We start from the raw sequence: 14,901 nt of genomic DNA on the forward strand, positions 1-14,901 counted from the left end.
TTTATATAGAAAAGGCCCGGAGCAAATGCTTCGGGCCTTTTTTATTGGTAGTCATTCCAAAGACTACTCTTGTATATTCCTTCCTAAGAAAAAGCTTATTGCATGAGGCTGCGGATCCGCTTCATGTATTCAGAAGCGTAAACGAAATCCGTCAGTTCGGCGGTATCTGCACGTAGAATCTCCTGGTTCGTTCCGGTCCAAAGCAAATCACCTTTGTAGATAAAGGCCACGTGCTTCCCGATCTCCAATACAGAGTTCATATCGTGAGTAATTACGATAGTGGTAATATTGAATTCCTGGGTAATGTCCAGGATTAATTTATCGATCAAAATAGACGTCTGCGGATCAAGGCCCGAGTTAGGCTCGTCGCAGAATAGGTAGCGGGGGTTAAATGAAATAGCACGAGCAATTCCTACTCGTTTTTTCATCCCACCACTCAGCTCAGAAGGCATCAACTTATTCGTTCCCTTCAAATCGACACGCTCCAGGCAAAAATCAGCCCTGCTTTGCATCTCCTTGTCAGAAAGCTTGGAGAACATGCGCAGCGGAAATTTGATATTGTCTTCCACTGTCATGGAGTCAAACAAAGCACTTCCTTGAAACAGAAATCCAATTTCCTGACGGATTTCCTTTTTTACCGATTCAGACTGATTATTAAATACTCGACCACCATAAGAAATGGTTCCCGTTTCTGGCTCATGTAATCCGACGATGCATTTGCAAAGCGTCGTTTTACCCGAACCCGAAGCTCCAATAACCAAATTGGGTATCCCTTGCTGAAAGGTGATGTTAATATCCTTGAGGACGTGATTATCCCCAAACGACTTGTTCAAACCTTTTACCTCGATCATATCAAAAGCATTTGAGTGATTAGGTAATTGGCAATCAAGATAACGATGCTGCTAAACACTACAGCACGTGTACTTGACTTCCCTACTTCAAGAGCACTTCCACTCGCAAAATAGCCGTGATAGGCCGAAACGGAAGTAATTAGAAAGGCGAAAATGACCGATTTGATCAATGCGTAAAAAACATCGAACGGTCTAAAGTCATATTGAATTCCCGTAATGTATTGAGCAGGAGTGGTAATGCTTGTGATATCGCAAATGATGTAACCAAAGAAGATTCCAAGAAACATACTGATCAAAACCAAAAACGGCATGATGAACATCATGGCCAATACCTTGGGTAAGGTTAAATAACCCGCCGAATTGATCCCCATAATCTCCAAAGCATCCACTTGCTCCGTTACCCGCATGGTTCCCAATTCTGAAGCGATATTCGACCCCACCTTCCCCGCTAATATGAGCGCCAACATGGTGGGTGAAAATTCCAATATCATGGATTGACGGGTGGTGTATCCCACCAGGTAGGAAGGAATCCAGCCACTTTCAATCTGAGAAGCTGTTTGAATGGTGATCACCATTCCCATAAAGCCACTAATGATAACGATGATGCCCAAGGAACCGATACCCAAGTTGTACATCTCGTCCACAAACAGATTCCAATAAACCTTGAATTTTTCAGGTTTTTCGAAGGCTTTCTTAAGAAAAAGGGAATATCTGCCTATGTGGTAAAGTATCTTCATGCAGGTGAACAAATTTAATATTTGAAAGCACTGATGTCCGGTTAAAATTGTTGTAATAACTGAATTCGACCAAATTGCCTGCAATTTTGATCAACGGAATGCGTTTTTGACCGGCGAGAAGTGAATGTTTCATTCCAAATCCTCATAATCTTTGTCTTAAATTTGCTCGACTATATTTTATGCCTGTCCGAATTTCACGTTTAACAAGTCTACTACTTATCGCTCTTTTCCTCTCGGCGACCCAGGTTTCTTGTAAATCTTCCAAAAAAGATTGTGACTGCCCGACATTCGGAGAACAAAAAAAGGCCAAGAAAACCCGTTACAGAAAGCCGCGTTGAAAAATCAAATTGATGAACTCAACCGATTTTTGCCTGAAGGAGTCTCTGAAGAAATTCTGGACTTCCTTAACAAGCATCGAGCCAGGCTTACTATTAAGAACCACCGAAAATCCAAATTTGGCGATTATCGGCCTCCTAGAGGAAAGCTAAACCTTCATCAAATCTCTGTGAACGGCACGTTAAATCCCTACGCTTTTTTGATCACTCTGCTGCATGAAATGGCACATTTGCAGGTTTTTGAGGCTCACAAAAATCGGGTATCACCTCATGGCCGGGAATGGAAAATGGCCTTTCAAGCCCTCCTGGTGTATTGGATGGAAAAGGGCGTTTTTCCGGAAAGTTTGATGCCACCTCTGAGTCGATATGCTCAAAACCCTAAGGCCAGCACCTTCTCAGATCATCAGCTCTACTCTGCCCTCAGCCATTGGGACCATCCTGAACTTCAAAAAATCTACCTTAAAGACCTATCCGATCAACAGGTTTTTGCCATTGGTAAGAAGCAGTTTAAAAAAGGCCCCCTTAGACGAACCCGTCATCTTTGTACGGAAGTAAAATCCGGTCGTCAATACCTGATTCATTTTATGGCAGAGGTCGCACCACTCGCTTAAGCAAGTCAATCCAATTCAATCCTTAGATTTGCAACTCAATTTTTGAGATGAATAACAATTATTGCATCATTATGGCCGGAGGAATCGGTTCACGATTCTGGCCTTGGAGCACCGAAACCACCCCGAAACAATTTCTGGATATTCTGGGTACTGGAAAAACCTTAATTCGTCAAACCTTCGAGCGATTTGTTGGACTTTGTCCAGCTGAAAACTTTTACGTGGTGACTAATGCGCGCTACTTTGACCTGGTACAAGAGCAAATTCCCGAATTGAATCCAGATCAGATACTGTGCGAGCCTGTTCGCCGGAATACGGCCCCTTGTATCGCCTATGCATCATACAAAATCAAAGGAATAAATCCAGCGGCCAATATTGTTGTTACGCCTGCCGATCATGTGATCTTAAAGGAAGAAGAGTTTCAACGAGTTATTCGCCTAGGGCTGGACCACGCCTCCCAATCCAACGACTTAATTACCCTTGGCATTGAGCCTACCCGCCCTGATACCGGATATGGATATATCGAATTCCAAAAATCTGAAGGCCAGGAAATTCACTCCGTGGAACAATTTCGCGAAAAACCAGATTTGGAAAACGCGAAACGGTTTATTGAAGCGGGCAACTTCGTCTGGAATTCAGGAGTTTTCATTTGGAACCTACAGGTAATTCTTCAAGCCTTTGAAAACTACATTCCCGATTTACATGAACTTTTCACCGGTTTAGAATCATCCTTAAACACGGATAACGAACGAACTGTAATCAGCGAGCAATTTGCCAACAGTCCAGACATTTCCATCGACTACGGTGTTATGGAAAAGGCGGATCAGGTAAAGGTTATTTTTGGAGACTTTGGTTGGTCGGATCTGGGCACTTGGGGATCACTATTTTCAATCTTGGATAAAGACGAGCAAAACAATGCTTCATTGGGCGACCAGGTTCACCTTTCTAACTCCACCGGTTGTATCGTCAAGGGGTCTGGAAAGCGCCTCGTCGTAACAGAAGGTATTGATGACGTGATTGTGGTAGACACGGATGATGTACTACTCATTTGCAAAAAATCGGATGAGCAAAAGATCAAGCAGTTGGTCGCTAAACTCAAATAAGAAAACGAGGCCCTGAATGGTGCCGCATCAGGATCAATTCATATCGGTTTTCGGGCATTCTCTCTTTGTCCGGTTTTGGGCGGCTGATAACAATGCCAAACAAGAAGATTTAACGCCGATTCTTTTAATTCATGACTCCTTGGGCTGCGTCGAGACCTGGGGTGATTTCCCAGCTTTGCTAAGCCTTGCTACCAAACGGAAGGTTATTGCCTACGATCGATTGGGCTTTGGACAATCTGAAGCACGAATCGAACTTCCCCTTCCAGACTTCATTGAAGAAGAAGGTTCTCGTTTTCTACCCGAAATCCTGAATCAATTGAAGTTGGATAAAGTCATTCTATTCGGCCACAGCGTAGGTGGGGCCATGGCCATTTCAGCGGCTCGACAGCTGGCCGGAAAAATTCAGGCCGTTATCAGCGAATCGGCACAGGCCTTTGTAGAAGACAGAACGATAAATGGAATTCGAGCTGGAAAACAATTTTTTCAAACCGAAAAAGGCATCAGCTGGCTACAGCGATTTCATGGCAACAAAAAGGATTGGGTGCTTAATTCGTGGACCGAGGTTTGGCTATCCGAGGCCTTTCAATCCTGGTCGTTAAGCAATGACGAGCAGCCCGTATCATGCCCCACCTTGATTCTTCATGGTGACCAAGACGAGTATGGGTCCATTGCCTTTCCAGAGGCCCTAAAACAACTTGTTAGCGCTCCAGCTACCGCGGTCATTTTGCCGAATTGCGGACACATTCCACACAAAGAAATGCCAGAAGTAATCTTGAATCAAGTTGGCCAATTTCTTTCCAACCAACCCTAATCAAGTTGCTCAAAAGGGCAAAAAAAAATCCCCTTCCAGAAAACTGAAAGGGGACTCAAAAAATTTATGGAATCCGATTAAGCGTGCAGCGATCCGATCATTTCGGAAGGCACCACCCACTCATCAAATTGTTCTGCTGTTAAGTATCCCAGATTAACGGCTTCTTCCTTCAAAGTTGTTCCGTTTTCATAGGCCGTCTTGGCAATCTTAGCTGCTTTTTCGTAACCAATCTTAGTATTCAAAGCCGTTACAAGCATCAAAGAGTTATCCAAGTTCTTTTTCAAGTTATCGTGGTTTGGCTCGATGCCCACCGCGCAATTATCATTGAATGATACGCAAGCATCACCAATCAAACGAGCGCTTACCAAAAGATTGCTTGCCATCAATGGCTTGAACACATTCAATTCGTAATGTCCAGTAGCACCACCAACAGAAACCGCCGTATCATTTCCCATAACTTGAGCACAAACCATGGTCATGGCCTCTGCCTGAGTTGGGTTTACTTTTCCAGGCATAATACTCGAGCCTGGCTCATTGGCAGGAATAATGATTTCACCAATACCACTTCGCGGACCTGAAGCCAACATGCGGATGTCGTTCGCAATCTTCATCAAGCTCACAGCCAATTGCTTCAACGCACCATGGGTTTCTACAATAGCGTCATGAGCAGCCAATGCTTCAAATTTGTTTTCGGCAGTAACGAATGGAAGTTCGGAAAATTCAGCGATGTATTTCGCTACCAATTCTGAATAACCTTCCGGAGTATTGATACCTGTACCAACAGCCGTTCCACCCAAAGCCAATTCGCTCAAGTGCGCCAAGGTATTTTCCAAGGCCTTCAGTCCGTGATCCAGCTGAGAAACATATCCTGAAAACTCCTGACCCAAGGTCAATGGCGTGGCATCCATCAAGTGAGTACGTCCAATTTTTACTACGTCCTTAAAAGCATCAGACTTTTGCTTTAAGGTATCGCGTAGTTTCTGAACACCAGGGATGGTCGTTTCTACAATCATCTTGTAGCCAGCGATGTGCATTCCCGTTGGAAAAGTATCGTTAGAAGATTGTGACTTGTTCACGTCATCATTTGGGTGAACCGAAGAATGTCCTTCGCCCAATTTATTTCCCTGAAGCACATGAGCGCGGTTAGACACCACCTCATTCACATTCATGTTGGACTGGGTTCCAGAACCCGTTTGCCAAATCACCAAAGGAAACTGATCATCGTGCTTACCCGCAAGAATTTCATCACACACCTGGGCAATCAAGTCACGTTTTTCTTCAGAAAGAACACCTAACTCACAATTGGTATAGGCTGCAGCCTTCTTCAAGTAAGCAAAACCGTAAACGATCTCCAAGGGCATTTTTTGCTTGTAATCCCCGATTTTGAAGTTATTTCTGGAACGCTCGGTTTGCGCACCCCAGTATTTATCGGCGGGTACCTTAACCTCGCCCATCGTATCTTTTTCGATCCGAAAATCCATAAGTTGTGTGTTTTTTACAAAATTATTCTATGGCATTTTTTAGGAAGCCCTTTTGTCTAAAAACTTTTCTTCTAAATTTGTCGCTCAATTCAGAAAAGTCATGGAAATTATAGCCGTATTATTCTTTTTGGTCGTAGCAGGTGGAGCCTTCTTTACCCTAATTTTCTTAGCCGTATTCCTTCCTTACTGGATCGGAGCGCAACTATGGGAAGCCCTAACCTTCAATCCTAAGACCGACAAAAAGGACGAGTAAACTACAGAATTTCCAATACGTCTTCTGGTGGCCGGCCTAAGGCTGCCTTTTCGCCGTTAATTACAATTGGACGTTCCATCAATTTGGGATAGGTAATCATTGCCTCTATCCATTCATCCTCAGAGAGTTCTTTTCCCTTGAACTTCTCTTTGAAAATGGCCTCGTTTTTACGCAATATTTCGTGAGGCTGTTTACCCAATTTACGAAGTACATCTTTTAGTTCATCTTTCGCCAGAGGAACCGCCAAATATTCGGTAATTTCGGGGTTAACACCCTTTTCTTGCAAGAGCTGAAGCGTTTGACGGCTTTTGGAGCAACGAGGGTTGTGTAAAATACGTACTGACATAGGTCAAATATTTATTAATTCAGAAGGCTCCAAATGTACATTCTCAGTCCCTTTTAAGCAGAATTGCATTTAATTATTTGTTTAGTATTTTTGGAACCATTGATATTGTGTGGATGACACGAGACAAGAGCCTTATTTTCAATTCATTATCTCGATTTAGCGGGGTAATTAAGAGTCTCCAAAAACCCCTTTTTCCAGGCGTTTTTGCGCTGACTTTGATTCTTTCTGCCTTCGTGCCTGATGCTCAGGCTCAATGTCAGAAGGTGGGAAGCACCTGTAATTTAACCACGATTCGAAACACGATGACGGCAAGTGGAATGACCGAATTAGGTTGCTCCGCCGACAGCTGTGGAATCTACTTTTTGTACAATCAATCGGTTACTTCCGACAGTGCCCATAATCTGGCACGAACAGTAGGAGCCCATTTGGCATCTATCCACTCCAAGGCGGACAACGATAGTGTTGTTGCCTGGTTGCGTGGCCAGGGATTGACTGCTTCTGCCTGGATTGGCTTGAACGACAAAACCCAAGACGGAAAATTCGTCTGGTCTGATGGATCAGATACGACCTACAAAAACTGGGCGGGCGGTGCACCTACCGGTTCTCCGGGTGCTGATGATTGTGTTCAAATCTGGCTTTCTGGAAATGATTCGCTTACCTGGTCGGATACAAGCTGCACCATCTTACTCCCTGCGGTTATCAAAGTAAGCCTCTGTATGGAGGTGGCTACAAGTGGTCGTGATACGATTTGTGCTACCGATTCTACTTCGATTTATGCCAGTGCATTGTTAGGCTCTACGCCTTATTCCTACAACTGGGCGCCCGGTGGAAATGGAGATACGCTAAAAGTTTCTCCTGCCAATACAACAAGCTATATGCTCACCGTAACCGATGCTTATGGCTGTACGGCTGTTGATTCAGCCATTGTAAAAGTGGATACATTACCCGTATTCTCCATGGGTGATTCTACAAAAGTTTGCGCCGATTCAGTGGTCATATTGGATGCTGGGGCAGGTTACACCTATTTGTGGAGCTCGGGTAAAACCTCTCAAAAAGATACGCTTACCAATCCTGGAGATTATATCTGTACCCGTACTGATGGTAACGGATGTTCCTATTCAGATACCTTCCTACTTAAGCACGATACCATTCCATTTTTCCGGTTTGGCGCTGATACCGTAGTTTGTAATAGTGATACGGCTACCATCAAATCGCCGCTTACTCATCCTACCTATACTTATCTCTGGCAGGACGGAAGTACCAACACTTTCTTTAAAACAGACACGGCCGACACCGTTATCCTCACCATTACAAATCAAATTGGTTGTAGTCATACGGATACTCAAATTGTCAGCCATGCTTTGTCTCAGAACATTAGTGTAGGAAACGATACCAGCGTTTGTTTTGGTGATGTTTTCAAGCTAAATGGTCCAAATAACTTCGTGTTCCACTCCTGGATTATTTACCAGGATACCGTAGTTGGAGTTTCCATCAATGCCGACACGGCGGGCTCCTATTATTACTTTGGGCGCGACACGAATAACTGTGCGGCTTACGACACCCTGGTTGTATTACACGATACGATTCCTACTCCATTTATTGGAAATGATACCAATATCTGTTTGGGCGATACGCTCATCCTGGATGCCGGTACGGGCTATAAACAGTACCTCTGGTCCAGTGGAAGCACTACCCAAACTACCAAGGCCTACAATGGTGTGGCTTACAACGTAGTTGTTGTAGACTCCAATGATTGTGTGGGATCAAGCATCCTTATTTTAGGTATTGATTCCTTACCTGAAGTCACCTTATTACATGACGGACTCCCTGGCGACACCACTATTTGTGCCATGGATTCAATATGGTTGCATGCAGCCATGACCGATCCAAACCTAACCTACAGTTGGAATGGCGGTCCTTATCAGCCTTTGGATGATTCCTTGAAAGTTTCTAACCCAGGCAAATACGTATTAACCGTTCAGGACACGAATACCTGTAAGATTGCAGATTCGCTGGAGGTCTTCAACGATACTCTTCCAGTTCCTGGCTTACGAACTGATACAACCATCTGCACGCAGGATAGCATTCAATTGGTGGCCAATTACGCGGCACACTACAACTATGTTTGGAATTCGGCCGATTCTGGAAACGTAAACAGCATCTGGATTCTAAAAGACACCACCTACATTGTAAAAGTTACGGATACCAATACTACTTGTTTTGCTCACGATACTATGGTGCTCACACATGACACCTTACCAGTGATCAACTTGGGGCCAGATACTGGATTCTGTATTGGAGATACGCTCACTTTGGATGCAGGTCCACATTACTTCTTGTACAGTTGGACTCCTCCAGCTGCAAGCCAGTCTATCAAAGTATTTACTCCGGGTAAGTACGAGGTTGAGGTGATTGACTCCAACGGATGTAAAGGCGGAGACAGCATCAATATTGCGATGTATCAATTGCCTACGCCGAATTTGGGACCAGACCTTCAATTCTGTTCCGGTACTGCGATTAAAGAACCTATGGATCCAGGTGGAGGGTTTGCTTACTATGACTGGTCTTCCGGAAGAAAAGGTGGCGAAGGTTGCTGCCGTAGAGATACTGCTTTAGCCTCGGGTACTTACGATGTAACCGTTACCGACAACAATGGCTGTATGGCTTCTGATACGGTTGTCATTAATGCGAATTTCCGTCCGAATGTAAATCTTGGTCCAGACACCAGTTTCTGTTCTGGTACGAGCTTTAACTTCCTGGCCAATGCTGGGGCAGGTTTTGTAACCTATACTTGGTTCGATTTTAAATCAGGCGCCGAGGTTCAGTTGACCAATGCCGGGCAGTTTGCCTTGGTACAAGATACTTCTGCCCGACTGATTGTGGAAGTGACGGACAACAATGGATGTGTAAACCGAGACTCGTTGGATGTGGTAGAACTACCCATCCCTTCGATCAATTTGGGCGTTCCAGAACGTTATTGTGAAACGGAACGCGGAATTTGGGCTGACACCCTGGATGCCGATCCAGCAAACAATTATGCTTCTTACCTCTGGTCTACGGGTGAAACCACTCGTGATATTCGGGTTACCATTGAAGGTACTTACCTGGTTACCGTTACCGCTAATAACGGTTGTACCAACAGAGCTCAAAAAGAATACAACGAAGTAGCCAGACCAGCCATCGATTGGTCAGGAGATACGCTCCTTTGTAAAGGTGATACGGTTCATCTGAATGCCTTTGACGAGGATTACAAAGCTTATTATTGGTACAAGCTATCGGATGTATCCGGAGTAAGTGATTCCTTGTTAAATCCAATTATTGAGAATCCAACGGATACCTTCCTGGATACCATTTCTACGATTTACCACATCGTTCGTCCTGGAACCTACAAGGTGGTAGCTTACTACTATCCGGAACCTTTCTGTGTAGATTCAGTACAGACGACTATTCGAGAGGATATTTATCCAGAAGTAGATTTCAAGATTCAGTCTTCCGATACGGCTCTTTGTGTTGGGGAAATTCTGGAACTTCACCCTCACTTTACGGGATCTTCCACCTTGGAAATCACCTACGATTGGCAGGATGGAAATACGGATAGTATCTACTATGCATCAAAATCGGGCTTGTATACCCTGGTTATGACCAATGATTGTGGTTCTGACATCGATGAAGTATTTGCCAATTTTGATGACTGTAGCAACATTTGGATTCCAAATTCCTTTACCCCTAACGATGATGGAGATAACGACCTCTGGAAGGTAGTTTCTCTGGAAAGCTTCCTGGAGTTTAACCTCAAGGTTTATGATCGCTTTGGAGGTATCGCCTGGGAGACTAATAATCCTGATGTTTCCTGGAATGGACGTCACATGATCAACGGAAAGGATATGCCGATTGGGGCTTACGCCTACAAGTTGACTTACCGCTCAAACTATGAGCTCATCGATGGAGTAAACAGTGCTCCAACCCGTGAATTGCAAGGGACACTTTACCTGTACAGATAATTCTGGAGAATTCCTGATAAAAGGTTAATTCAGGCTTTTATAGCCTGTAAGTAAATCAAATTGGGATAAGTTCTGAAGGTTGGCTGAATCAGATGGATTGGCTAAAAAAGGAAAACACACCAGCCTTGGTTAAAACGCCGGCATGTTTTCCAGAATTCTATTAGGCTTTTGCTCCCTTCGATTGGCCGAATTCCATCAAATAGGCTTTGATAAAATCACCCAATCCTCCATCGAGCACTTGTTGCACGTTTCCAGTTTCATGGTTGGTGCGCAAATCCTTAATGAGTTTGTAGGGGTGCAATACGTAGTTTCTAATCTGACTACCCCATTCCACCTTCATCTTTGATCCTTCTACCGCTGCTTTTTCTTCCTCACGCTTACGTAACTCCAGCTCATATAGCTTGGACTTGAGCAATCGCATGGCGTTTTCCTTGTTCTGCAGCTGTGATCTTGATTCAGTATTCCGAATAATGATTCCCGTAGGCTTGTGTTCCAAACGTACACCGGTTTCTACCTTGTTTACGTTCTGTCCACCAGCTCCACCTGAGCGGAAAGTATCCCAGACAATCTCTGAAGAGGCTACTTCAATCTCAATCGTATCATCAATCACCGGATAAACGAAAACCGAAGCAAAGGACGTATGCCGTTTTGCGTTGGAATCAAAGGGGAAATACGTACCAATCGGTGAACTCCATTCTCCCCTTTCAGGTATCCATAGGCGAAATCGCCTTCAATCTCAACCCTGGCCGATTTAATACCGGCGCCATCACCATCCAACTTTTCTGTTACCGTTGCTTTCAGGCCATTCTTATCAGCGTACATTACGTACATTCTGAGCAGCATTTCAGCCCAATCCTGACTCTCGGTACCACCTGCACCAGAATTGATCTCAAGGATGGCATTTAACCCATCCTCTTCACCTGAAAGCATGTTCTTGAATTCTACTTCCTCGAGCTTTTCAACCAGATTCTCGTGAAGGGCATTTACTTCCTCTTCACTGGCTTCACCTTCCTCAAAAAATTCGCGGAGTACCACCAAATCATCCAGCAGTCCAGCCACCTCGTCGTAGGCCTGAACCCAGAATTTCTTTTTGTTGAGTTGTTTCAGAACGGCCTCGGCTTCTTTCGGGTCATTCCAAAAATCGGGAGAGTGTGTTTTTTGTTCTTCGTCGTTGACAAATTCGCGTAGATCATCTACGTCAAAGATGCCCCCTTAGCGCATCCAGGCGCTCAGTCAACCCTTTGAGTTGTTCCTGATTAATCATAATTGATTCAAATATTTGCGAACCCCTTCCGGCTCAAACCCTCGTTGTAGCAGAAAGCGGTATAGCTTATTTCTTATTTCAAAAGAATCTCCGGAGAGACGGGAACGTTTTCCTTCGCCCACATCAAAGATCATTTTTTCGTATTCCTCATCACTGATTTCTTCCAGTGCCAGGCGGATACAAAACTCCGAAATCTTTTTTTCCTTCAATCCTTGAACGATCTTCAATTTACCCCATTTCCTAAACAGGAAGCGATCGTGGCAATAGGCTTTTGCATATCGCTCTTCGTTCAAAAAATTCTCACTGATTAAAAATCCGATCAGGTCTTCTGTATGGTCAGGATGTACTCCCCAAGCCAGTAACTTTTGGCGTACTTCTTCGTGTGCCCGTTCCCGCTTGACACAGAAATTCAGAATGCGGCTTTTAGCCTCGGATAAAGAAATCTTTTTTTGCCTTTGAATTGCCATGCTAAGGCTCAAAGGTAAGATCAGATTTCGATAACCTCATCCTTGCTGTTGTAGAACTTATAATCTACCAATTGCAGCGAGTTGGATGACGTGATGCTAATAAACTTTTTGTAGGTGCGAATCCACCTCCAACGGTAAGAGGACATCAAGCCACCTTTTTTGAGGTAAGCTTCAATGAATGGGTGGCAATGCAAACGGAAATTTCCTTCCGTAGATCGAGCTACCCGCTCCAATGCGTTTTCAATATCATCAATGATCAGAATGGTTGCTTTTACTTCCTTGTTTCCATCCTTGGTAGGAATTACTTCAGAAGTTTTGATATCCATTTCTGGTCTTACCCGCTGACGGGTAATTTGCACCAACCCAAACTTACTAGGTGGAAGAATGTGATGCTTTGCCTTATCCGCACGCATGTACTCCTTCATCTTGGTCACCAGTTCCTTTTTGCTTTCGGCTTTGCGCATATCGATGAAATCAATAACAATGATTCCACCCATATCTCTTAACCTAAGCTGTCGGGCAATTTCCTCCGCCGCTTCACTGTTTACACGAAGCGCATTGGTTTCCTGGTTATCCTCTGATTTAGCCGTATTCCCACTGTTTACATCAATCACGTGCAAAGCTTCGGTATGCTCCACCACCAAATAAGCCCCGGAAGGCATGGTGACGTGGCGTCCAAAAAGAGCTTTGATCTGCTTTTCGATTCCAAATTGGTCGAAAACAGGCACTTTGGATTTATGTAATTTGAGAATGTTGACCTTTTCAGGAGCAATGGTGTTCAGGTAGTTTCGGGTATCGTCAAACAACTTGGGATCATTCACCACGATACTGTTGAAGCTCGGGTTAAGCATATCCCTTAGGATAGCAGCCGATTTGTTCAATTCGCCCAATACCTTTTTAGGAGCCTTACCCTTGACTAAATTGTCAAACATGGCTTCCCACTTTGTCACCAAATCCTTTAAATCCTGATCCAGTTCAGCCACCTTCTTATTCTCGGCAACTGTGCGAATAATAACCCCAAAACCTTTGGGCTTAATACTCTCAATCAGGCTTTTAAGTCGGGCGCGTTCATTGCGATTGCGAACACGTTGTGATATGGAAATCCGGTTGGAGAATGGCACCAAAACCAGGAATCGACCTGCCAGGCTAATCTCACAGGTGATGCGTGGACCCTTTGTTGAAATGGGTTCCTTGGCAACCTGTACCAAAATTTCCTGCCCTTGCACAAAGACCTCTTTAATATTTCCGTCTTTGTTGATGTCATCCATCATTTTAAAGTCGGAAAGTGAGGAGGATTTGCGCTTCTTTTTACGGGCCAGATGGACATACTTCTGCAAGGACCTAAGCTGTGGGCCTAGATCGAGGTAATGCAGGAAAGCATCCCTTTCGTAACCAACATCAACAAAGCAAGCATTCAAACCCGGAACCAGTTTTTTCACCCGGCCCAGGTATAAATCGCCTACAGCAAATTCGATGTCAGACTTCTCCGCATGGAGTTCAACCAAACGCTTATCTTCCAATAAGGCTAATCGGACTTCCGAAGGAGAAGAATTTATGATTAACTCCTTATTCACTTACAAGCCAATTAACTGGAAAATAAAGAAACTTAATTCTCTGAAGGTTCTCTTCATCCGCGACGAAGGACCTTCCCAAACAAAACGTAAAATAAAGAAACCTGCTCCGGAACAATCCGGAGCAAGTCATCTTAATTACTTCTTACGTTTGTGTCTGTTTTTTCTCAGTCGTTTTTTGCGCTTGTGGGTAGCAATCTTGTGTCTTTTACGTTTTTTACCACTTGGCATAACTAAAGATTTTTCAATTTCTCAATATAATTTCTTGCTTCTTCTTTGAAGTTCGGATCGTCCGAAGTCTCCAAAAGGCGGCTATATTGCTCAACCGCCTTTGCAGTGTCTTGTAAAGCGAGAAGTGACTGAGCCAACATAAGTCGAGCTTCGTCGTGATTAGGATTTACCTCAAGGAGGTTTTCCAATCGAATTTTCGCTTTGTCAAATTGACCGGAGATCATGGAGAATTTCCCCAATTGATACAAGGCCAATTCGTTTTCTGGATCTTTTTCCAAGACCTCTTTGAGCATCCCGATAGCTTTCATCGGAGGCTGAGTACCACTTTCGATGATCTCAACTGCTTCCATTACCTTCTGGTTTAAATCTGCTGATGGGTCCACATCAGAATGATGCGGCAGAAATGCTAAGGTGACCCCAACAAGAGCAACCAATAGGATGGCGATATACTGACCTCGGGAAAGGCTCATAGGTATTAGTCTTCTACTTTTACCTTGGTCTTAATCTCGTTGGAAAAAGATTTAGATGGTTTAAATGCCGGAATGTAGTGAGCAGGAATTACCAAACTTGTGTTTTTGGAAATGTTTCTTCCTGTCTTCTCTGCTCTCTTTTTAATGATAAAGCTTCCGAAACCTCTCAAGTAAACGTTGTCTCCATTGATCATAGAGCTCTTCACCACGTTCATGAAGGCTTCAACAGTCGTCTGTACAGCCAATTTTTCAACTCCTGTGCTCTCCGCAATCTCATTTACAATTTCAGCCTTAGTCATTTTTTAACTATTTTTTACTTGTATGTATTTAATATTTAGAACGTTATAATGCTTTTCCACCCCTCGTAAAGGG

General features: G+C 43.9%; 13 protein-coding genes and 1 pseudogene. 5 read left to right on the top strand and 9 right to left on the bottom strand.

The window, feature by feature from the left end:
* Positions 1 to 95: 95 nt before the first annotated feature.
* Complete coding sequence (locus tag KFE98_06050; protein UTW63705.1) at positions 96 to 851, bottom strand: ATP-binding cassette domain-containing protein; 756 nt, start codon at positions 849 to 851, stop codon at positions 96 to 98.
* Positions 848 to 1,588: an ABC transporter permease gene (locus KFE98_06055; protein ID UTW63706.1), complete on the bottom strand. Its 741-nt coding sequence runs from the start codon at positions 1,586 to 1,588 to the stop codon at positions 848 to 850. The genes KFE98_06050 and KFE98_06055 overlap by 4 nt, the downstream gene beginning before the upstream one ends.
* Before the next feature lie 505 nt (positions 1,589 to 2,093).
* Here KFE98_06055 and KFE98_06060 point away from each other — a divergent pair.
* The 3 genes from KFE98_06060 to KFE98_06070 are packed head-to-tail and all read left to right on the top strand — an operon-like array spanning position 2,094 to position 4,445.
* On the top strand, positions 2,094 to 2,534 hold the full coding sequence (locus tag KFE98_06060; GenBank protein UTW63707.1) for a SprT-like domain-containing protein: 441 nt from the start codon (positions 2,094 to 2,096) through the stop codon (positions 2,532 to 2,534).
* A gap of 47 nt (positions 2,535 to 2,581) precedes the next feature.
* Positions 2,582 to 3,634 carry a mannose-1-phosphate guanylyltransferase gene (locus KFE98_06065; GenBank protein ID UTW63708.1) on the top strand — a complete coding sequence of 351 codons (1,053 nt, stop codon included), beginning with the start codon at positions 2,582 to 2,584 and terminating at the stop codon, positions 3,632 to 3,634.
* 16 nt (positions 3,635 to 3,650) lie between these two features.
* Positions 3,651 to 4,445 carry an alpha/beta hydrolase gene (locus KFE98_06070; protein UTW63709.1) on the top strand — a complete coding sequence of 265 codons (795 nt, stop codon included), beginning with the start codon at positions 3,651 to 3,653 and terminating at the stop codon, positions 4,443 to 4,445.
* Between the two features lie 77 nt (positions 4,446 to 4,522).
* Here KFE98_06070 and fumC read toward each other — a convergent pair whose 3' ends face one another.
* Positions 4,523 to 5,926 (bottom strand): class II fumarate hydratase, encoded by a 1,404-nt coding sequence (fumC, locus tag KFE98_06075; GenBank protein ID UTW63710.1) that lies wholly within the window; start codon positions 5,924 to 5,926, stop codon positions 4,523 to 4,525.
* 100 nt (positions 5,927 to 6,026) lie between these two features.
* On the opposite strand from fumC, the gene KFE98_06080 reads away from it, so the two are divergent.
* The gene (locus KFE98_06080; protein ID UTW63711.1) at positions 6,027 to 6,179 is read left to right on the top strand and encodes a hypothetical protein; all 153 of its coding nucleotides are present in this window, start codon (positions 6,027 to 6,029) and stop codon (positions 6,177 to 6,179) included.
* A 1-nt stretch (position 6,180) separates the two neighbouring features.
* On the opposite strand, the gene arsC is transcribed toward KFE98_06080, so the two are convergent.
* Entirely contained in the window at positions 6,181 to 6,525 is a 345-nt protein-coding gene (arsC, locus tag KFE98_06085) for an arsenate reductase (glutaredoxin) (GenBank protein ID UTW63712.1), read from the bottom strand.
* Positions 6,526 to 6,638: 113 nt separating this feature from the next.
* On the opposite strand from arsC, the gene KFE98_06090 reads away from it, so the two are divergent.
* Positions 6,639 to 10,526, top strand: a complete 3,888-nt coding sequence (locus KFE98_06090; protein UTW63713.1) for a gliding motility-associated C-terminal domain-containing protein — start codon at positions 6,639 to 6,641, stop codon at positions 10,524 to 10,526.
* Positions 10,527 to 10,686: 160 nt separating this feature from the next.
* Here KFE98_06090 and prfB read toward each other — a convergent pair.
* From prfB to KFE98_06115, 5 genes and pseudogenes are all read right to left on the bottom strand, one after another.
* Positions 10,687 to 11,790: pseudogene (gene prfB, locus KFE98_06095) on the bottom strand (peptide chain release factor 2).
* Positions 11,787 to 12,257: a RecX family transcriptional regulator gene (locus KFE98_06100; GenBank protein ID UTW63714.1), complete on the bottom strand. Its 471-nt coding sequence runs from the start codon at positions 12,255 to 12,257 to the stop codon at positions 11,787 to 11,789. The pseudogene prfB and the gene KFE98_06100 overlap by 4 nt, the downstream one beginning before the upstream one ends.
* A gap of 20 nt (positions 12,258 to 12,277) precedes the next feature.
* Complete coding sequence (locus tag KFE98_06105; protein ID UTW63715.1) at positions 12,278 to 13,831, bottom strand: Rne/Rng family ribonuclease; 1,554 nt, start codon at positions 13,829 to 13,831, stop codon at positions 12,278 to 12,280.
* 230 nt (positions 13,832 to 14,061) lie between these two features.
* Entirely contained in the window at positions 14,062 to 14,529 is a 468-nt protein-coding gene (locus tag KFE98_06110) for a tetratricopeptide repeat protein (GenBank protein UTW63716.1), read from the bottom strand.
* Between the two features lie 5 nt (positions 14,530 to 14,534).
* A complete protein-coding gene (locus KFE98_06115; protein ID UTW63717.1) occupies positions 14,535 to 14,828 on the bottom strand; it encodes an integration host factor subunit beta in 294 nt (97 codons plus the stop codon).
* Positions 14,829 to 14,901 lie beyond the last annotated feature (73 nt).

Source organism: bacterium SCSIO 12741, from assembly GCA_024398055.1.
Lineage (GTDB): Bacteria > Bacteroidota > Bacteroidia > Flavobacteriales_G > Salibacteraceae > SCSIO-12741.